Below are 19,684 nucleotides of genomic sequence, written 5' to 3'. Positions count from 1 at the left end.
TGCACGCGAGGTGACGCCCCATGACGTCCACGTCCCCGTCCACGTCCACGCCCCCGTCGGCACCCCACAGCTTCCAGGTCGATCTGCGCGGCCTGGTGGACCTCCTCTCCCACCACCTCTACTCCAGCCCGCGCGTCTACGTCCGCGAGCTCCTGCAGAACGCGGTGGACGCGATCACCGCGCGCCACGCCCTCGACCCGGCGGCACAGGTCCGCATCCGGCTCTCGGCGTCCGGCGGCCGCGTGACCATCGAGGACAGCGGCATCGGCCTGACCGCCGCCGAGGCCCACTCCCTGCTCGCCACCATCGGCCGTAGCTCCAAGCGCGGTGGCGACGGCGCCGATCTCAACGAACAGGGCCTGGAAGCGACCCGCCAGGAGTTCCTCGGTCAGTTCGGCATCGGCCTGCTCGCGTGCTTCGTCGTGGCCCGCCAGATCCGGGTCCTCACCCGCTCCGCCCGCGACCCCCAGGCCGCGCCCGTCGAATGGCTGGCCACGGACGACGGTTCGTACACCGTCCGCGAACTGCCCCACGAGGCACGGCCGGAGCCCGGCACCACCGTCGTGCTGGAGGCCCGCCCGGGCGCCGCGGAATGGGCCGTCCCCGCCAAGGTCGAAGAACTGGCCCGCGACTACGGCTCCCTGCTGCCGTACGAGATCACCTTCGACGACGGCGAGGGCGGCGAGCCGCGCCCCGTCACCGACCGGCCCGCCGTGTGGGACCGTCCCTTCCCCACCCCGGCCGCCCGTCGCGTCGCGCTCGCCGGGCACTGCGCGCAGCTCTTCGGTTTCACCCCGCTCGACAGCATCGACCTCGACCTACCGGTCGCCGGCGTACGAGGAGTGGCGTACGTCCTTCCCGAACCGACCAGCCCCGCCCACCGGGCCGGACACCGCGTCCACCTCAAGGGCATGCTGCTGACCGACCGGGCCGACAACCTGCTGCCCGACTGGGCGTTCTTCGTCCGCGCCGTCCTCGACACGGACACGCTGCGCCCCACCGCCTCCCGCGAGAACCTGTACGACGACGAGACCCTCGCCGCCGTACGGGACGCCCTCGGCGCCCGTGTCCGCGGCTGGCTCGCCGAGCTCGCGGCCAGCGACCCGGAGCGCCTGGCCGCCTTCCTACAGGTCCACCACCTCGGCGTGAAGTCCATGGCCCGGCACGACTCCGAGCTGCTCGGGCTGATGCTGCCGTGGCTGCCCTTCGAGACCAGCGACGGCTCGATGAGCCTCCAGGAGTTCGCGGCCGCCCACACGGACATCCACTTCACCCGCACCGTCGAGGAGTTCCGGCAGATCGCACCGATCGCCGCGGCCCACGGGCTCGGCGTCATCAACGCCGGATACACCTACGATGCGGACCTGCTGGCCCTCCTGCCCTCCGTACGGCCGGAGCTCAAGGTCACCGAACTCGACGCCGGGGCCGTCACCGAGCGGCTGGACCCGGTGCCGACCGCGGCCGAACTGGCACTCGCCCCCTTCCTGGCCACCGCGCGCACCCGCCTGGAAGCCCAGGGCTGCGACGTGGTGCTGCGCGCCTTCCAGCCCGTCGCCGTGCCCGCGCTGTACCTCGACGACCGGCAGGCCCGCCAGGAGCGCGACCGCACCGCCGCGCTGGAGAGCGCCGACTCCCTGTGGAGCGGCATCCTCGGCGCGCTGCGCGGCTCCGCGCCGCGGGCCCGCCTGGTCCTCAACCACAACAACCCGCTCATCCGCCGGATCGCCGCGCTGCCCGACGAGGCACTGACCGGTACCGCCGTCGAATCGCTCTACGGGCAGGCCCTGCTGATGTCCCAGCGGCCGCTGCGCCCCGCCGACTCCACCCTGCTCAACCGGGCCTTCATCGGACTCCTGGAATGGGCGACCCACTCCACCGGTTCCCGCGACGCCCAGGAGGACCAGAAATGACGACGCTGACGCGCGAGGAGATCGTGCGGGGTCTGGCGGAGAACCGCGAATCGCCGAACGGCGCCGTACGCAACGCACACGCCGAAGCCCTGGCCGGTGCGGCGGAGACGAGCGGTGACCGGGCCCTGTTCCGCGAGGCCCTGGACAACCTGATCAACGCCTACCTCTACAGCTCCGAGTCGTCCAAGATGCTGGTCCCCTTCGCCCGGCTGCTCCAGGAGTACGACAAGGACCCCGGCGCCTTCTCCCACTGGGAAGCGCATGCGCTGTTCTGGCAGTTCAAGTGGGTGGCCACGGCCATCTCCGACTCTCCCGGGATTCCGCTGGAGTCGGCCACCGGCTGGCTGGACGAGATGGAACGCCGCTACCGCATCGCCGGCTACAGCGAGCGGCCCGTTCGCGAGGCCGAGATGTGGCTCGCCGACGCGATCGGCGAGGACGAGCGCGCCGAGCGGGCCTTCCGGAGCTGGCTGGCCGCCGAACGCGACGACATGAGCGACTGCCGGGCCTGCGAACTCAACGGGCAGGGTCAGTACGCCGCCCTGCACGGCGACGACGCAGGGGCCCTGGAGCTGTGGAAGCCGGTGCTCGACGGTGAACTGACCTGCGCCGAGGAGCCCCACCGACTGCTCGCCACCTCGCTGCTGCCACTGCTGCGGCTCGGCCGGGCCGACGAGGCGCGCTCCCACCACCTGCGCGGCTACCGCATGGCCCGCGGCAACGAGAGCCTGCTGCCGTCGGTCGGCAAGCACATCGAGTTCTGCGCACTCACCGGCAACGAATCGCGCGGCCTGGAGATCCTGGCCGAACACGCCGCCCACGTGGCTCCGCTCGCCAACCTCGACGACCGGCTGGACTTCCACGGCGGCATCCTCGTGCTGCTGCGCCGCCTGCGGGAGCTGGGGCACGGGCGGACCCCGGCCGTGCCCTACGAAGGAAGCCCTCGAACCGTCGACGAACTGTACGAGGTGCTGTACGCGGGCTGCCTGGACATCGCCCGGCAGTTCGACGCGCGCAACGGCACGACCCGGGTCTCGGACCGGTTCCTCGCACAGATGGGCCGCGAGCCGCTGCTGGCCGAGCTGCCGCTGGGAGTGCGCAGTGCCGCGCTGCCGCAGACCGCCTCGGCCCCCGCTCTCCCCGGGCCCGGGCCGGCAGGGACGGCCGCCGCCTTCACCGAGCTGGTGGAGCGGGCCCGCCGTGCCCGCGACCTGAGTCATCCGGGTACGGACGCACTGTGGGCCGAGGTGGCGCTACGAGTGGACGCGCACCCGGAGGCCGATCCGCTGGTCCGCGCCGACCTCGCGGACCAGCACGCCCTGGCGGCCGGGCGGAGCGGGGCCGCGGAGGCGCCGGACCTGCTGAGGGCGGTCCGGGACGACTACCGGGCGCTCGGCCTCGCCGAGCGCGCGGCGCTCGCGGAGCTGAGGCTGGCCGGTGTGGCGGCACAATCCGCAGCCGCGCCGACAGAGGTCCGGAAGCTGCTGCATGTCGCCCTGCGGTCCGCCGAGGCACTGGACGCCGCCGAGCCGCTGCGGGCCCGACGCATCGCGCTCGTGGAACTGTGGACGATCCGGATGGAGTCGTACCTGCGCTCGGTGGAGACGTCCGACACGGACGACGACCACGACCACCACGACCACCACGGGAAGCTGGCCGCCGAGCTGACCGACTTCATCGCCACCCACGAGGGCACCCTGGCGGACCTGGTGGCGGAGGCCGAGGAGATGCTGGGCCGGGTGGCCCTGACGCAGGGCGACCCGGAACGGGCCGTGCCGCTGCTCGCGGCGTCCGCCGCGCGGGCAGCCCTGGCCGGCCGGCCGTGGCAGGCCGTGGACCCGCTGGTGCTGCGGGCCGGGGTGCTGATGACGCTGGAGCGGCCCGAGGAGGCGGAGGCCGCAGCGCGCTCCGCACTGGAGCACGTCGCCGAGGTGACCGACGCCGAGACACAGGGCGTCGTACGACTGACCCTCGGGGACATCCTGCTGCGGCGGGGCGACGCGGCCGCGGAGAGCGCGGAGCACGCCTTGGCCGCAGCCCACTGGTTCGACCAGGCCGGACTCACGGCCGACGGCGGTGCGCATGCCCGGCTGCTGCTGGCCCGGGCGTACGCGGAGGACGGCCGGAACGCCGAGGCGGCGGAGGTCTTGCAGTCGGCGCTGGCGGACCTGCTGGAGCACGGCGACCAGCAGACGGTGTCCGTACGGGAGTTCCTGGGCGATCTGCTGCGCCGGCTGAACGAACCCCGGCCGGCAGCGGAGCAGTACCTGTTGGCGGCAGAGGTCACCAAGGGCTGGGAGGATCCGCGTCCGCAGGCGGGCCTCGCGCATTCGGCCGCCGACACCCTGGACGACGCAGGACTGACCGTGGAGGCGGTCGCCGCGTACGAACGGGCCCTGGAGCTGCACCGGCTGACCGGCGAGGTCCCGGTCGCCGAGGTGCGGATCCTGCGCTCCCTGGCTTGGCTGGGGCTGCGCGAGGAGGTCACCGTCACGGCGGTGTCGGAAGCCCGGAAGCGGATGGAGGAGGCTGCCGAGGTACTGGAGGCGGCCCTGGCTGCGGATCCCGGGACCCCTGTGCTGCGGTCCGAACTCGCCCAGACCTGGCACCAACTGGCACAGGTGCTCGACCGGCACGTCAACACGAACGAGCAGTCCAACGAGGCCGCCGACGAGGAGGACGCGGAGGACGAGGACCAGGGCCACGCCGATGCCGGGGCGGAGCCGGCGGCCCCGCTGAGCCCCGCGGAGGTCGACGAGCTGCGCCTGGAGGAGATCGAGCTGTGGGACCGGGCCGCCCGAATCTACTCCGAGCTCGGCCCCGACCATCTGCGGGACCGGTTCCAGTGCCTGAGCAACGCGGCCTGGACCGAGCAGGAGCGGGGTGACGCGGACGCGGGCGCCGCACGCGTCTCCGCCCTGATCGACGAGGCGCGGGCGCTACCCGAGGACGACGTGCCGGACTGGCTCCTGCCGTCGGCGGAGCGCTTGCTCGCGCAGTTGAACGACAGGGATTAGGGGGCGTCTGTTCGGTCGTCGTCGCTGCTCGTGCGCGTGGCGACGACGACCGGTGGATCAGACGACGCCCGGTGGATCAGCTGTCGAGCTGGGCCAGGGCCTCGGTGGCGATCTTCTCGAACACGGCCTCGTCGGCGGCGAACTCGGAGTCCGGGATCGGGGCGTGGATCACCACCTCGGTGAACCCCAGATCGCGGTGCCGGCTGGCGAAGTCGACGAACGCGTCCACGGACTGCAGCACGGTGTTGGCCTCCGGCGTGAAGCCGGTCAGGAGGATCTTCTCCACGGGCTCCAGGTCCCGCCCGATCTCCAGGAAGGCCGTGCCGAGCCGTTCGAGCTGCCCGCGCAGGGCCTCGCGCGACTGCTCGGGCGTGCCCTCCTCGAAGAGCTTCGGGTCGCCCGTGGTCACCCAGGCCTGGCCGTGTCGGGCGGCGAGCCGCATGCCGCGCGGTCCGGTCGCGGCGACCGCGAACGGCAGCCGGGGCCGCTGCACGCAGCCGGGGATGTTGCGGGCCTCCTCGGCGGAGTAGAAGGTCCCCTCGTGGCTCACCGAGCCCTCGGTCAGCAGCCGGTCCAGCAGCGGCACGAACTCGGCGAAGCGGTCGGCGCGCTCGCGCGGGGACCAGGCCTCCTGGCCCAGCGCGGTCGCGTCGAAGCCGTTGCCGCCCGCGCCGATGCCGAGGGTGATGCGCCCGCCGGAAATGTCGTCCAGGCTGATGAGGTCCTTGGCGAGGGTCACCGGGTGACGGAAGTTCGGCGAGGTGACGAGCGTGCCCAGGCGCAGCCGCTCCGTGGCGGTGGCCGCTGCGGTCAGGGTGGGCACCGCGCCGAACCACGGGCCGTCGCGGAACGTCCGCCAGGACAGGTGGTCGTAGGTGTAGGCCGTGTGGAACCCGAGCTGCTCGGCCCGCAGCCACTGATCGCGTCCTCCCTCGTGCCATCGACGTACCGGAAGGATCACCGTGCTCAGACGCAGACTCATGCTTCGAGCCTACGGCGAGCCGATGTTTCACGTGAAACGGCGCCGTTTCACGTGAAACATCGCCCGAGGTGACAGCCCCTGCCCCTGGTCAGGACCTCCTCGGCCATGGGCGAAGATGGAACCGTGACCTCGGCTCCCCAGTGCCCGGACGGGCCAACCCCCACGCCCCGGCTGATCGCCACCGACCTCGACGGCACCCTGCTGCGCGACGACAAGTCCGTCTCGCCGCGCACGGTGGCCGCGCTCGCCGCCGCCGAGGAGGCCGGGATCGAGGTCTTCTTCGTCACCGGCCGCCCGGCCCGCTGGATGGACGTGGTCAGCGACCATGTCCACGGCCACGGCCTGGCGATCTGCGCCAATGGCGCGGCGGTGGTCGACTTGCATGCCGGACGCGAGTTCGTGCAGGTCAGAGCCCTTCCGCGGGTGGCAGCCCTCGCCGTCGTCGATGCCCTGCGGGCCGCGGCACCCGGCACCTCCTTCGCGGTGGAGCTGACCACCGGCATCAATTACGAGCCGGCGTACCCGCCCTTCTTCAAGGACCCGGTTGCCCGGGTCGCCACTGCCGAGAAGCTGCTGCACGAGGACACGGACGAAAGCTCCGCGCCCGTACTGAAGCTGTTGGCGCACCATGCCGAGCTGGCCCCCGACGAGTTCCTTGCGCTGGCGCGGCCCGCCGCCGGCGGGTACGCGTCGATCACCCGGTCCAGTCCCACCTCGCTGCTGGAGATCAGCGGGCCTGGCGTGTCCAAGGCGAGCACCCTGGAACTGTGCTGTGCCGAGCGGGGCATTTCCCCCGCCGAGGTCGTCGCCTTCGGGGACATGCCGAACGACGTGGAGATGCTCAGCTGGGCGGGCACCTCGTACGCCATGGGCAACGCCCACCCCGATGTGATCGCGGCCGCCTCCGGCCGTACGGTCGCCAACAACGAGGACGGGGTCGCCCTCGTCATCGAGCGCATCCTGGCCGAACGCACCGCGGGGCAGCAGGCCTAGACAGCGGGTTGGAGCGGGGCCTCCCACACCACGGTGGTCCCGCCTCCGTCCTCGCCGATGCCCGGCCCGTACGAGCTCGCACCGCCCAACGACTCGGCCCGTCGGCGCAGGTTCCGCAGCCCGCTGCGGCGGCCGCCCTGCGGGATGCCCACCCCGTCGTCGGCCACCTCCAGCCGGACCCCGGGCCGGCCGTCGGCGAGCGTGATGGTGGAGTCGATGACCACGTCGATCCGGGTCGCCTCGGCGTGACGGAAGGCGTTCGACAGGGCCTCACGCAGCGCGGCGATCAGGTTCTTGCCCACCAGCTCACCGACGACCGTGTCGACCGGGCCGAGGAAGCGGTGCGCGGGCTTGAAGCCCAGGGGCACCGCGGCCATGTTGATCTCCCGCAGCACTCGGGTACGCAACCCGGACGGAGCCTCCGCCGGACCCTGTTGGAGGGCGAAGATCGCAGTGCGGATCTCCTGGATCGTCACGTCCAGTTCGTCCACGGCCTTGCCCACGCCGTCACGCACCTCGGGGACGATGGACCGGCGCTGGGCGCCCTCCAGCATCAACCCGGTGGCGAAGAGCCGCTGGATGACCAGGTCGTGCAGGTCGCGGGCGATCCGGTCGCGGTCCTCGAACACCGCCAGCCGCTCGCGGTCGCGCTGTGCCTCGGCCATCATCAGGGCGAGCGCCGCCTGCGAGGCGAACTGGGTGGCCAGGGTCCGCTCGGCCTCGGTGAAGGGACGCCCGCCGCGGGCCCGGGGGGTGACCAGCGCGCCCAACACCCGCCCGCCGCTCTGCAGCGGCAGCAGCATGCACGGGCCGTACCGGCTGGTGAGCTCGCTGGCCATGCGGGGATCGGACGCGGCGTCATCCGCGAAGACCGGCTCGCCCTCCAACAGCCGGTCCACCACCGGGCTCTCGGCCCCGAGCACCACACCGAGCGAGGTGGCCGGGTTCTCGGAGGAGACGGCGACGATCTCCATCCCGCCCTCCTCGGCCGGCAGCATGACGATCCCGGCGGCGGAGTCGGCCAGCCGGCGGGCCTGTTCGGCGACCACGGCAAGCGCATCGTCCGCATCACCGCCGGACAGGAGAGCGGTGGTGACGGCCACCGAGCCGTCGATCCAGCGCTCGCGCTGGGTGGCGGCCTCGTACAGCCGGGCGTTGCCGATGGCGATGCCCGCCTCGGTGGCCAGTACCCGGACCATGTGGACGTCGTAGTCGTTGAACTCGCCGCCGCCGTTCTTCTCGGCGAGGTAGAGATTGCCGAAGATCTCTCCCTGTACCCGGATCGGCACTCCCAGAAAGGTCTTCATGGGCGGGTGGTGCGGCGGGAACCCCGCCGAGCGCGGGTCCTTCGTCAGATCGGCGAGCCGCACCGTGTCGGAGTGCGAGATCAGTGCTCCGAGCAGGCCCCGTTTCCCGTCGGGGCGGTGTCCGATCTTCCGGACCTGCGCGGAGCCGATCCCGTGGGTGACGAAGTCCGAGAGTCCGCGGCCCTCCGTGTCGACGACGCCGATCGCCGCGTAGCGGGCGTCCGCGAGCTCGGCCGCGGTCTCGCAGATGCGGTCCAGCGTCGAGTGCAGCTCCAGCCCGGTCCCGACCGACCTCATGGCCTCCAGCAGTTGCGGCACTCGGGCCGTGAGCTCGGTGGACAGTCCTTGCAGACTCCTGGTGGCCTGGGTGGCAGCCACCAGCGGGTCCGCAGCTCCCGCAGCTCCCGGCGTTCCCGGCAACGGACCCGGCAGCGGACCCGGCAGCGGACCCCATGATGGACCCGGTGAGGGATCCGGCGATTCCTGCGACTGCTGCGCTGACATGGTCCTGAGCGTAGTTAGTCCCTATTGGCGGGGAAAGTTGGCCAAAGTGCGGTCCGTTGCCCTTTCGCGCTCCAGCAGCTGCTGCAGCGGTCCCTCGGCGGTGGCCAGCTCCGCGTACGGGCCGCGCTGCACGACCTCGCCGCGGTCCAGCACGAGCACCTCGTCCACCGCCTCCAGGCCGGCCAGCCGGTGCGTGATCAGCACGGTGGTCCGGCCCTCGGTCGCGGCCAGCAGGTCCGCCGTCAGGGCGTCCGCCGTGGCCAGGTCCAGGTGCTCAGCCGGCTCGTCCAGGACCAGTACGGGGAAGTCCGCGAGCAGCGCCCGGGCCAGGGCCAGCCGCTGGCGCTGACCACCCGAGATCCGCTCTCCGTGCTCGCCGACCAACGTGTCCAGCCCGTCCGGAAGGCCGTCGGCCCACTCCAGCAGCCGGGCCGCGGCCAGCGCCTGCCGCAGCTGCTCCTCGCTCGCCCCGGTCCGGGCCAGACGCAGGTTCTCCCGTACCGAGCTGTCGAAGAGGTGCGCGTCCTGGGCGCACAGGCCCACGAGGGCCCGTACGTCGTCGCCGTCGAGCGTGCGCGCGTCGCTCCCGCCCAGGCTGTACGCACCTTCGGCCGGGTCCAGGAACCGGAGGAGGACCTGGGCCAGGGTGGTCTTGCCCGACCCCGAGGGACCGACGACGGCGATGCGGCGGCCGGCCTCCAGGGTCAGGTCCACGTCCCGCAGCGCGGCACGCTCCTGGCCGGGGTGGCGGGCGGTGAGCCCCGTCAGCCGCAGCGGGAACGGCGAGGCGGGGGCCGCGGCGGGCTGCTCCGGCTCGGCGACCGGGACCGGCGCGTCGATGACCTCGTAGACCCGCTCGGCGCTACGGCGCACCCGCTGGCGGTACTGGACGGCGAGCGGAAGTCCGTTCACCGCCTCGAAGGCGGCCAGCGGCGTCAGGACCGCGACGGCCATGGCCACCCCGGACAGCCGTCCGTCCTGGACGGCGTTCGCGGCAACGGCCGCGGCGGCCACGACGGTGAGCCCGCACACCAGGGCCGACAGGCCGCCACCCAGCCCGGCCGCGGCCGAGCCCCGCGCGGCGATGCGCGTCAGCAAGCCGTCGCTCTCGCGCGTCCGGCCCTTGCGGTCCTCCAGCGCTCCGGCCACGGTCAGTTCTGCGGTCCCGGTGAGCAGATCGGCCACTCGGGTCGCGAGTTCGCCCCGGGCCGGCGCGAGCCTTCGCTCCGCGCGGCGGGCGCAGGCACCGCTGACCAGCGGTACCGCGACACCGGCGGCGAGGAGTCCGACGGCGAGTACGGCGCCGGCCTCCGGCAGCAGCCAGGCGGTGAAGGCGACCGAACCCGATCCGACGAGCACGGCCGTACCGACGGGCAGCAGCCAGCGCAGCCAGTAGTCCTGAAGTGCGTCGGTGTCGGCCACCAGCCGGGCCAGCAGGTCCCCGCGCCGGTGCTCGCGCAGCCCGGCGGGTGCGATGCGCTCCAGTCGGCGGTACACGGAGACCCGCAGATCGGCGAGCATCCGCAGCACGGCGTCGTGCGAGACGAGCCGCTCGGCGTACCGGAAGACGGCGCGACCCATTCCGAAGGCCCGGGTGGCCGTGACGGCCACCATCAGGTAGAGCACGGGCGGCTGCTGCGATGCCCGCGAGATCAGCCAGCCCGACACGGCCATCAGGCCGACGCTGCATCCGACGGCCAGCGCCCCGAGCAACAGCCCGAGCCTGAACCGTCCTTGCCATGCCCGGGCGACAGCACGCACCCGGCGCAGCGGATCACCGGCCGCACCCGAACCAGCCGCACCCGAACCTGCCGCACCGGACGCGGCCGCACCCGGACCGGCCGGGCCCGAACCGCCTCCGGCCCCCGCCCGCTCGCGCGCCGCACCGAGGATCCATTCCCCGGCATCCGGGACGTGCTCGCCGCGGTCACCGGCTGCGCCGGAGGACAGCAGCTCGGCGCCGACCGGGGAAGCGGCGCGGCGGGGGAGCGCCACTTCGGCGAAGGGCTCCTCGGGGCCGTCGCCCGCCTCCATCGCCACCACCCGGTCCGCGACGGCGAGCAGCGCCGGCCGGTGCACCACCAACAGCACGGTGCGCCCGACGGACAGCCGACGGACGGCGTCCACGATCCCCGCCTCGGTCTCGCCGTCCAGCGCCGCCGTCGGCTCGTCCAGCAGCAGCACGGGCCGGTCCGCCAGGAACGCGCGCGCCAGGGCCAGTCGCTGCCGCTGACCGGCGGACAGTCCCACGCCGCCCTCGCCCAGCGGGGTCTCCACCCCGAGCGGCAGTGCGGTCACGAACTCCCAGGCCCCGGCGTCCTTCAACGCCTCGGCCACATCGGCCTCGGAGGCCCCCGCACGGGCCAGCCGCACGTTCTCTGCGATCGTTCCTGCGAACAAGTGCGGCCGCTGCTGCACCCAGGCGATCTGTTGCCGCCACTGCGCCGCCGACAGCTCGGCCAGGTCCACGCCTGCGACCCGGACCCGCCCGGCGGTCGGCGTCACGAATCCCAGCAGCACCTGGAGCAGGGTGGACTTCCCCGCTCCGCTCGGCCCGGTGAGGGCCACGCACTCCCCCGGCCCGACCGTGAGCGAGACCGGCCGGGGCGAATCCTCGCCGCGGCCCTCGTAGCGGACGGCGATCCCCTCGATCTCGATCCGCAGGGGAGCGCCGGCCGGCAGCGCGGCGGTACCGGCCGTACCGGTGGTGGGGGTCTCCAGGACCTCGAAGATCTCCTCGGCGGCCGCCAGCCCTTCGGCGGCAGCGTGGTACTGGGCCCCCACCTGCCGCAACGGCAGGTACGCCTCGGGCGCCAGGATCAGGATGACCAGCCCGGTGTAGAGGTCCAGTTCGCCGTGGACCAACCGCATGCCGATGGTCACGGCCACCAGGGCCACCGACAGGGTCGCCAGCAGTTCCAGGGCGAAGGAGGAGAGGAAGGCGATGCGCAGGGTCCGCATCGTCGCGCGCCGGTAGTCATCGGTGATCTTGCGGATCGACTCGGCCTGTGCCTTGGCCCGGCCGAAGACCTTCAGGGTGGGAAGCCCGGCCACCACGTCGAGGAAGTGCCCGGAGAGCCGGGACAGCAGCCGCCACTGGCGGTCCATCCGGGACTGGGTGGCCATGCCGATGAGGATCATGAACACGGGGATGAGGGGCAGCGTCACCACGATGATGGCCGCCGACACCCAGTCCTCGGTGACGACGCGGGCCAGCACGGCGACCGGCACGACCACCGCGAGGCCCAGCTGGGGCAGGTAGCGGGAGAAGTAGTCGTCGAGCGCGTCCACGCCCCGGGTGGCCAGCGACACCAGCGATCCGGTCCGCTGCCCGGCCAGCCAGCCGGGCCCGAGCTCCGCGGCCCGGTCCAGCAGCCTGCCCCGCAACTCCGACTTGACCGCCGCGCCCGCCCGGTGCGCGGCGAGCTCCGTGAGCCAGGCGATCAGCCCGCGCCCGAGCGCCACCGCCGCGAGCAGCAGCAGTGGCGTCCGGAGCGCCTGGCCGCCCTGCCCCCGCTCGAAGGCTCCGACCACGATCTCGGCGATCAGCATCGCCTGACCGACGACCAGCCCCGCACCGGCAAGCCCCAGGGCCACCACCGCCCCCAGGAAGAGGCGGGTGGAGCGGGCGTACCGCAGCAGGCGCGGGTCGATCGGTTTCACGTGAAACATCCCCTCGGGGAGGTCGTCAGCCGGACGGGCGGGTCATACGTCACGGGGACTCGGTTCAGGACTCAGTGCACATCGACGATGTGCTGGGTCCCGATCCGCTTGCGGAACACCCAGTACGTCCAGCCCTGGTAGAGCAGGACGAGCGGGGTGGCCACGGCCGCACACCAGGTCATGATCTTCAGGGTGTACGCGCTGGACGAGGAGTTGGTGACCGTGAGGTTCCAGGCCTCGTTCAGCGAGGACGGCATGACGTTCGGGAAGAGCGTGAGGAAGAGCATCGCGACGGCCGCCGCGATGGTGACCCCGGACAGTGCGAACGACCAGCCCTCGCGGCCGATCAGGTTGAAGCCGAGGGCCCCGACCAGCGCCAGCACCGCGACGATCATCGCGACCAGGCTCTGGCCGTCGCCGCGCGAGACCTGGGTCCAGATCAGGAAGACCAGGGCCAGCACGGCGGTGACCACGCCGAGCCGGGTCGCCAGCTTCCGCGAACGGTCGCGGATGTCACCGACGGTCTTGAGCGAGGTGAAGACCGTGCCGTGGAAGGTGAACAGGGTGAGGGTGACCAGTCCGCCGAGGATCGAGTAGACGTTGAGCAGGTCGAGGAAGGTGCCGACGTACTCCTTGTTCTCGTCGATCTTGACGCCGCGCACGATGTTGGCGAAGGCGACGCCCCACAGGAACGCGGGGATCAGCGAGGTCCAGAAGATCGCGTGTTCCCAGTTGGTCTGCCACCGGTCCTCGGGGCGCTTGTGCCGGTACTCGAAGGCGACGCCACGGATGATGAGGCAGATCAGGATGAGCAGCAGCGGCAGGTAGAAGCCCGAGAAGAGCGTGGCGTACCAGTCGGGGAAGGCGGCGAAGGTGGCACCGCCCGCGGTGAGCAGCCAAACCTCGTTCCCGTCCCACACGGGCCCGATCGTGTTGATCAGAACCCGCTTCTCCGTGCGGTCCCGGGCGAGCAGCTTGGTCAGTACGCCGACTCCGAAGTCGAAGCCCTCCAGGAAGAAGTAGCCGGTCCACAGGACGGCGATGAGTACGAACCAGACATCGTGGAGTTGCATGGTGTGCGCTCCTCGGCCTCAGTACGAGAAGGCCATCGGCCGGTCGGGGTTCTTGTCGTCCCCACCGATCTTGGTGGGTGGGTTGAGGTCTGCCTCGGTGAGTTCGGGCGGTCCGGCCTTGACGTACTTGACGAGGAGCTTGACCTCGATCACGGCCAGCACCGCGTACAGGAGCGTGAACCCGATCATCGAGGTGAGCACCTCGGCCTGGGACACGTTCGGCGAGACCGCGTCCCTGGTGCGCAGCACTCCGTAGACGACCCAGGGCTGGCGACCCATCTCGGTGAAGATCCAGCCCCAGGAGTTGGCTATGAGCGGGAAGCCCATCGTCCAGAGCGCGACGATCCAGTACAGGTTGGTGAACTTCGGGCTCAGCGGCTTCTTGAAGAGCACCAAGTGCGGGACCTCGTCCTCCCCGGTCCGCAGCTGCGCCGGCAGCATGAACCGCTTGCGGGTCAGCCACAGGCCGAGTGTTCCGATGCCGAGGGAGGCCATGCCGAAGCCGATCATCCAGCGGAAGCCCCAGTAGGCGACGGGGATGTTGGGCCGGTAATCGCCGGGGCCGTACTTCTCCTGCTCGGCCTTGTTGACGTCGTTGATGCCCGGGACGAAGGAGGTGAAGTCGTCGTTGGCCAGGAAGGACAGCAGGCCGGGGATCTCTATCGCGACCTTGTTGTGGCCCTTGTCGACGTCTCCGTAGGCGAAGACGGAGAAGGGCGCGGGCGCCTCGCCGTCCCACAGAGCTTCCGCGGCGGCCATCTTCATGGGCTGCTGCTTGTACATCACCTTGCCGAGCAGGTCACCGCTGATCGCCGTGCCCATACCGGCGATGATCATGACGATCAGGCCGAGGCGCAGCGAGCTCCGCATCACGGGGACGTGCTTCTTGCGCGCCAGGTGGAAGGCGGAGATGCCGGCCATGAACGCGCCGCCGACCAGGAAGGCGGCCGTGATGGTGTGGAAGAACTGGGTGAGCGCGGTGTTCTGGGTCAGCACGAGCCAGAAGTCGGTGAGCTCGGCCCGGCCCCGCTCCTCGTTGATGCGGTACCCGACCGGGTGCTGCATCCAGGAATTGGCCGCCAGGATGAAATAGGCGGACAGGACGGTGCCCATGGACACCATCCAGATGCACGCCAGGTGGATCTTCTTCGGCAGCTTGTCCCAGCCGAAGATCCACAGACCGATGAAGGTCGACTCGAAGAAGAAGGCGATCAGCGCTTCGAAGGCCAGGGGGGCCCCGAAGATGTCGCCGACGAACCGCGAGTAGTCGGACCAGTTCATGCCGAACTGGAACTCCTGGACGATGCCGGTGACGACACCCATCGCGATATTGATCAAGAAGAGCTTCCCCCAGAACTTCGTGGCTCTGAGGTACTTCTCCTTCTCGGTGCGCACCCACGCCGTCTGCAAGCCCGCCGTCAGGGCGGCGAGCGAGATCGTCAGGGGTACGAACAGGAAGTGGTAGACGGTCGTTATACCGAACTGCCATCGCGCCAATGTCTCCGGCGCCAAAGCTAGGTCCACGTCGTCTTCTCCTTGTCGTCGCCGTGGTCACAGCCGCAGTCTGCCTGGCGGGTTCCTTCCATACCGGGAGGAAGCAGGACACGCTTGTGAACGCGTTCACATTCACAAGCATTATGTCGCACCACTCTCGGCCACCTTCGAGCGGGGTACCCCTCTAGCCAATCGATTCAACAGATTGTTGAATTCGACTCATGCAGATACGAATCTCCTGGCCCGCGGGCCAGCTCACCGCAACCCTCGACGAGACCCCGACCAGCAAGGCGCTGGCCGAGGCCCTTCCGATTTCCGCCTCCGCCAACACCTGGGGCGAGGAGGTCTACTTCGACACCGGGGTCTGCGTCGCCCTGGAGGACGACGCCCAGCAGGTCGTCGCCCCCGGCACGGTCGCGTTCTGGACCGAGGGCGACGCCCTCGCGCTGCCCTACGGCCCCACACCCATCTCACGCGCAGGCGAGAGCCGCCTCGCGAGCCCGTGCAACGTGCTCGGCTCCTTCGACGGCGACCCCCGCCTGCTGTCCACCGTCCGCGACGGCGATCCCGTCCGCGTGGAACTCGCCTGAGCCCCACCTTCGGGCCCTACCTTCAGGCCCTACCTTCTAGAGCTCCTTGAAGAACGCCTCGGCCGTGTGCAGGAAGAGGTCGTTCGCCTCGGTCTCACCGATCGTGACCCGCAGGCCCTCGCCCGCGAAGGGCCGGACCACCACACCGGCCTTCTCGCAGGCAGCCGCGAACTCGGCGGTCCGCTCACCCAGCCGCATCCACACGAAGTTCGCCTGCGTGTCCGGAACGGTCCACCCCTGGGCGACCAGCGTCTCGTGCACCCGCGTGCGCTCGCTCACCAGCGCCCCGACGCGGCCCATCAACTCGTCCTCGGCGCGCAGCGAAGCCACCGCCGCGTCCTGCGCGAGCTGGCTGACGCCGAAGGGCACCGCCGTCTTGCGCAGCGCCGCCGCGACCCGCTCGTGCGCAACCGCGAAGCCGACCCGCAGGCCGGCCAGGCCGTACGCCTTGGAGAACGTACGCAGCACGGCGACGTTCGGGCGGTCGCGGTAGAGCTCGATGCCGTCCGGTACGTCCGCGTCCCGCACGAACTCGCGGTACGCCTCGTCCAGGACCACCAGGACGTCCGAGGGCACCTGGTCCAGGAAGCGCTCCAGCTCGGCGCGGCGCACGGCCGTGCCGGTGGGGTTGTTCGGGTTGCAAACGAAGATCAGACGGGTCCGGTCGGTGATCGCCGCGGCCATCGCGTCCAGGTCGTGGACGTCGCCGTCGGTCAGCGGGACCCGCACCGAGGTCGCGCCCGAGATCTGCGTGATGATCGGGTACGCCTCGAAGGAGCGCCAGGCGTAGATCACCTCGTCACCCGGCCCAGCGGTCGACTGGATCAGCGACTGGGCCACGCCGACCGAGCCGGTGCCCGTGGCGATGTGCTCGACCGGCACGCCGAAGCGCTCGGCGAGCTCGTTCACGAGGCCGGTGCAGGCCATGTCGGGGTACCGGTTGAAGTTCCCGGCCGCGGCGACCGCGGTCTCCAGCACGCCCGACAGCGGCGGGTACGGGTTCTCGTTCGAGGACAGCTTGTACGCGACAGGCCCTCCCGCGGCAGCCGGCTTGCCGGGCTTGTACGTCGGAATGCCGTCCAGCTCGGCGCGCAGCTTCGGGCTCTTCTCGCTCACCGCAGGTCCTCCTCGACCGTCCACTACGACGTCGCCGTCGACTCAATACTGCTCACCTTATGAGGATTCCGCCGTTCCGAGAATGGGGGCGCCAGGAATGCGGGGGAGCGCACGCATATATGCGTGCGCCGGTGGCCTGCGCCGTGGCGCGCATCCCTCGTGCAGGTGAGTTGAGAACGACCCGAGATCACATCGTTTTGGCATGCCCGGACCCGACAACAAGCTTCACTCTCACTCTCAGCGATCAATGACCTTCATTTCCAAGGTCATTGAGGGTGGCGAACCATGCAGAAACGTGCCTGTCAACGCCTGCATATGCACCCAGACCACCCTCCCCACCGAGCCCTACTATCGGCTCGCCATGACAGCAGCAGGGAAGCATCAGGTGAGCCGGACCGAGACCACCCGGCGGGCCGCCGGCCGACAGGGCCGGGCCGGCATCAGGGACGTGGCCGCCGCGGCGGGCGTCTCCATCACGACCGTCTCCGACGCGCTCAATGGCAAGGGACGGCTGCCCGACGCCACCCGCCGCCACGTTCGCGAAGTGGCCGACCGACTGGGCTACCGCCCGTCGGCCGCCGCCCGCACCCTCCGTACCGGCAAGTCCGGCCTCATCGGCCTGACCGTGACGACGTACGGGGATGAACCTTTCACCTTCACCGAATTCGCCTACTTCGCCGAGATGGCCAGGGCCGCCACCTCCGCCGCGCTCGCCCGCGGCTACGCCCTGGTCATCCTCCCCGCCACCTCCCGCCACGACGTGTGGTCCAACGTCGCCCTCGACGGCACCGTCGTCATCGACCCTTCCGACCACGATCCCGTCGTCACCGAACTGGTCCGCCAAGGCCTGCCCGTGGTCTCCGACGGCCGCCCCGCAGGCTCCCTCCCCGTCACCGCCTGGGTCGACAACGACCACGAAGCCGCCGTGCTCGGCCTGCTCGACCACCTCGCCGCCGCCGGCGCCCGCCGGATCGGACTGCTGACCGGGACCACCACCGACACCTACACCCGGCTCTCCACCACCGCCTACCTCAGCTGGTGCGAGCGCGTCGGCCAGGACCCCGTCTACGAGTCCTACCCCGCCCACGACCCGTGCGCGGGCGCCGTCGCCGCCGACCGGCTCCTCGCCCGCCCCGACCGGCCCGACGCGGTCTACGGGCTCTTCGACCCCAACGGCACCGATCTGCTCGCCGCCGCCCGCCGCTACGGCCTGCGCGTCCCCGAGGACCTGCTGCTCGTGTGCTGCAGCGAGTCCACCGTCTACGCCAACACAGAGCCGCCCATCACCACCTTGTCCCTCAAACCCCGCCGCATCGGCACCGCCGTCGTGCAGCTGCTCATCGATGCGATCGAGGGAGTGGACACCGGACGCCCCGTCGAACAGGTCGTCCCGACCGAACTCATCATCCGTACCTCTTCGCAGCGCAGGCAGCCCCGCACGACCATCAGCCCACCCCGTTCGCCGGCCCAGGACTGACCGACAGACCGTCCGGTCGGCCTGCCGAAGGGCCGACCGCGGACCGTCCGAGAGCCATCCGACGACCGACCGAGCACCGAACAAGGACCGGCCGAGGATTTCTGCAACGCCGATATCGGGAGAAAACGGCAGGAACGATCGGCTCCGTAAAGGATTCACTACCCCTGGTGCGTCACAGAGCGCGAGCCGCATTCCTATGATGGGCGCACGACATCACGGACCCTCCTCCTTGGAGGTCAGGAGGGTCCGCAGGTGTACGGCAGCGCGACGGTGGTGGAGGGGTCGATGACTCAGGGGGCCGGTCAGGGACCCGCGATGCGGACGGACACGCTGCGGGACTTCCGGGTTCCCGTCACCGAACCCGCCCTGTACGCCGTAGCCACGTCCACCGGGCTGCCCGGAGAGCCCCCGGTGTACGGCGAGTACCCGGCGTACTACGAGGACGCCACGCCGAACGTGCCCCCGCAGCCCGGCTACCCGCCGCAGCCGCCCGCACCTCAGCCGGCCGCACCTCAGGCGCCCGCGCAGCAGCCCCCGTACCCCGACACGCGCCTGCGCGCACTCCCCGACGCCGAACCGGCGCACACGGCGCCCCGGAGCCCCGACGAGGACGACCTGGAGGGCTACACCCCGACCTACCGGGACCTGCCCGTCATCGGCCGCGGCGCGCTCGGTGGCCCCGGCGACACCGTCCAGGTCCAGTACGTGCCCCAGGAACAGGCCTCGGGTCCCGGCCCCCTCTACGTCGTCGGCGACGTCCACGGCTACCTCGACGAGCTCGTCACCGAACTCCACGCCCAGGGTCTGATCGACGCGCAGCGCCGCTGGTCCGCCGGCAACGCCCGGCTCTGGTTCCTCGGCGACTTCACCGACCGCGGCCCCGACGGCATCGGCGTCATCGACCTCGTCATGCGGCTGTCGGCCGAGGCCGCCGCCGCCGGCGGCTACTGCAAGGCCCTGATGGGCAATCACGAACTCCTGCTCATCGGCGCCAAGCGGTTCGGCGACACCCCGGTCGTCTCCGGCGCCGGCACCGCCACCTTCCAGGCCGCCTGGCTCCTCAACGGCGGCCAGCGCACCGACATGGAGCGCCTGCAGGACGTCCACCTGCAGTGGATGTCCCGCCTGGACGCCGCCGTCCTGGAGGAGGGCCACCTGCTGCTGCACTCCGACACCACGGCCTATCTCGACTACGGCGACTCCATCGAGGACGTCAACGACACCATCCACGAGCTCCTCAACCGCGGCGACGCCGACATCACCTGGGACCTCTTCCGCAAGTTCACCAAGCGGTTCGCCTTCCGCGACGAGGGAACCGGCCCGGCGGCCGTACGCGAACTCCTCGACACCTACGGCGGCAGCCGCGTCGTCCACGGGCACAGCCCCATCCCCTACCTGCTCGGCGAAGTGGGCACGGAGGACGGCGACGAGTCGCGGGGCCCGGAGGCCGTGGACGGCCCGCACGTGTACGCGGAAGGGCTGGCCATCGCGATGGACGGCGGAGTGACGATGGCGGGCAAACTGCTTGTCGTACAACTTCCCCTGAGCGACTGAGAGC

The 19,684-nt window shown here is 71.2% G+C and carries 12 protein-coding genes; 6 read left to right on the top strand and 6 right to left on the bottom strand.

Annotated features, from left to right (window positions below; genetic code table 11):
• Window positions 1-20 precede the first annotated feature (20 nt).
• Together OG594_RS02165 and OG594_RS02160 are read left to right on the top strand one after the other, a co-directional pair.
• Window positions 21-1,910, top strand: a complete 1,890-nt coding sequence (locus OG594_RS02165) for an HSP90 family protein (RefSeq protein WP_266594798.1) — start codon at window positions 21-23, stop codon at window positions 1,908-1,910.
• Complete coding sequence (locus tag OG594_RS02160; protein WP_266594797.1) at window positions 1,907-4,927, top strand: tetratricopeptide repeat protein; 3,021 nt, start codon at window positions 1,907-1,909, stop codon at window positions 4,925-4,927. The genes OG594_RS02165 and OG594_RS02160 overlap by 4 nt, the downstream gene beginning before the upstream one ends.
• Before the next feature lie 76 nt (window positions 4,928-5,003).
• Here OG594_RS02160 and OG594_RS02155 read toward each other — a convergent pair whose 3' ends face one another.
• Window positions 5,004-5,909 (bottom strand): LLM class flavin-dependent oxidoreductase, encoded by a 906-nt coding sequence (locus tag OG594_RS02155; protein ID WP_266594796.1) that lies wholly within the window; start codon window positions 5,907-5,909, stop codon window positions 5,004-5,006.
• A 105-nt stretch (window positions 5,910-6,014) separates the two neighbouring features.
• Between OG594_RS02155 and OG594_RS02150 the strand changes: the two genes are divergently transcribed.
• Window positions 6,015-6,902 (top strand): Cof-type HAD-IIB family hydrolase, encoded by an 888-nt coding sequence (locus tag OG594_RS02150; protein ID WP_266594795.1) that lies wholly within the window; start codon window positions 6,015-6,017, stop codon window positions 6,900-6,902.
• Here OG594_RS02150 and OG594_RS02145 read toward each other — a convergent pair.
• From OG594_RS02145 to OG594_RS02130, 4 genes are all read right to left on the bottom strand, one after another.
• Window positions 6,899-8,713 carry a GAF domain-containing sensor histidine kinase gene (locus OG594_RS02145; protein WP_266594794.1) on the bottom strand — a complete coding sequence of 605 codons (1,815 nt, stop codon included), beginning with the start codon at window positions 8,711-8,713 and terminating at the stop codon, window positions 6,899-6,901. The genes OG594_RS02150 and OG594_RS02145 overlap by 4 nt on opposite strands.
• 21 nt (window positions 8,714-8,734) lie before the next feature.
• Entirely contained in the window at window positions 8,735-12,385 is a 3,651-nt protein-coding gene (gene cydD, locus OG594_RS02140) for a thiol reductant ABC exporter subunit CydD (RefSeq protein WP_266594793.1), read from the bottom strand.
• A 62-nt stretch (window positions 12,386-12,447) separates the two neighbouring features.
• Window positions 12,448-13,449 carry a cytochrome d ubiquinol oxidase subunit II gene (cydB, locus tag OG594_RS02135; RefSeq protein ID WP_266594792.1) on the bottom strand — a complete coding sequence of 334 codons (1,002 nt, stop codon included), beginning with the start codon at window positions 13,447-13,449 and terminating at the stop codon, window positions 12,448-12,450.
• A gap of 18 nt (window positions 13,450-13,467) precedes the next feature.
• Window positions 13,468-14,973 (bottom strand): cytochrome ubiquinol oxidase subunit I, encoded by a 1,506-nt coding sequence (locus OG594_RS02130; protein WP_266594791.1) that lies wholly within the window; start codon window positions 14,971-14,973, stop codon window positions 13,468-13,470.
• 191 nt (window positions 14,974-15,164) lie between these two features.
• On the opposite strand from OG594_RS02130, the gene OG594_RS02125 reads away from it, so the two are divergent.
• Complete coding sequence (locus OG594_RS02125; protein WP_266594790.1) at window positions 15,165-15,533, top strand: cyclophilin-like fold protein; 369 nt, start codon at window positions 15,165-15,167, stop codon at window positions 15,531-15,533.
• A gap of 36 nt (window positions 15,534-15,569) precedes the next feature.
• Here the strand turns inward: OG594_RS02125 and hisC are convergent, their stop codons facing one another.
• Entirely contained in the window at window positions 15,570-16,649 is a 1,080-nt protein-coding gene (hisC, locus tag OG594_RS02120) for a histidinol-phosphate transaminase (protein WP_266594789.1), read from the bottom strand.
• Window positions 16,650-17,010: 361 nt separating this feature from the next.
• On the opposite strand from hisC, the gene OG594_RS02115 reads away from it, so the two are divergent.
• Both OG594_RS02115 and OG594_RS02110 read left to right on the top strand, forming a co-directional pair.
• Window positions 17,011-18,126: a LacI family DNA-binding transcriptional regulator gene (locus tag OG594_RS02115; protein WP_266594788.1), complete on the top strand. Its 1,116-nt coding sequence runs from the start codon at window positions 17,011-17,013 to the stop codon at window positions 18,124-18,126.
• 285 nt (window positions 18,127-18,411) lie between these two features.
• On the top strand, window positions 18,412-19,680 hold the full coding sequence (locus OG594_RS02110) for a metallophosphoesterase (RefSeq protein ID WP_266594787.1): 1,269 nt from the start codon (window positions 18,412-18,414) through the stop codon (window positions 19,678-19,680).
• The last annotated feature ends 4 nt before the right edge of the window (window positions 19,681-19,684 follow it).

Origin of the sequence: Streptomyces sp. NBC_01214 (genome assembly GCF_026340975.1) — a bacterium.
Classification (GTDB): Bacteria; Actinomycetota; Actinomycetes; order Streptomycetales; family Streptomycetaceae; genus Streptomyces.
The sequence above is the reverse complement of the archived record's forward strand: the minus strand, read 5'-3'. Positions and strand labels throughout refer to the sequence as shown.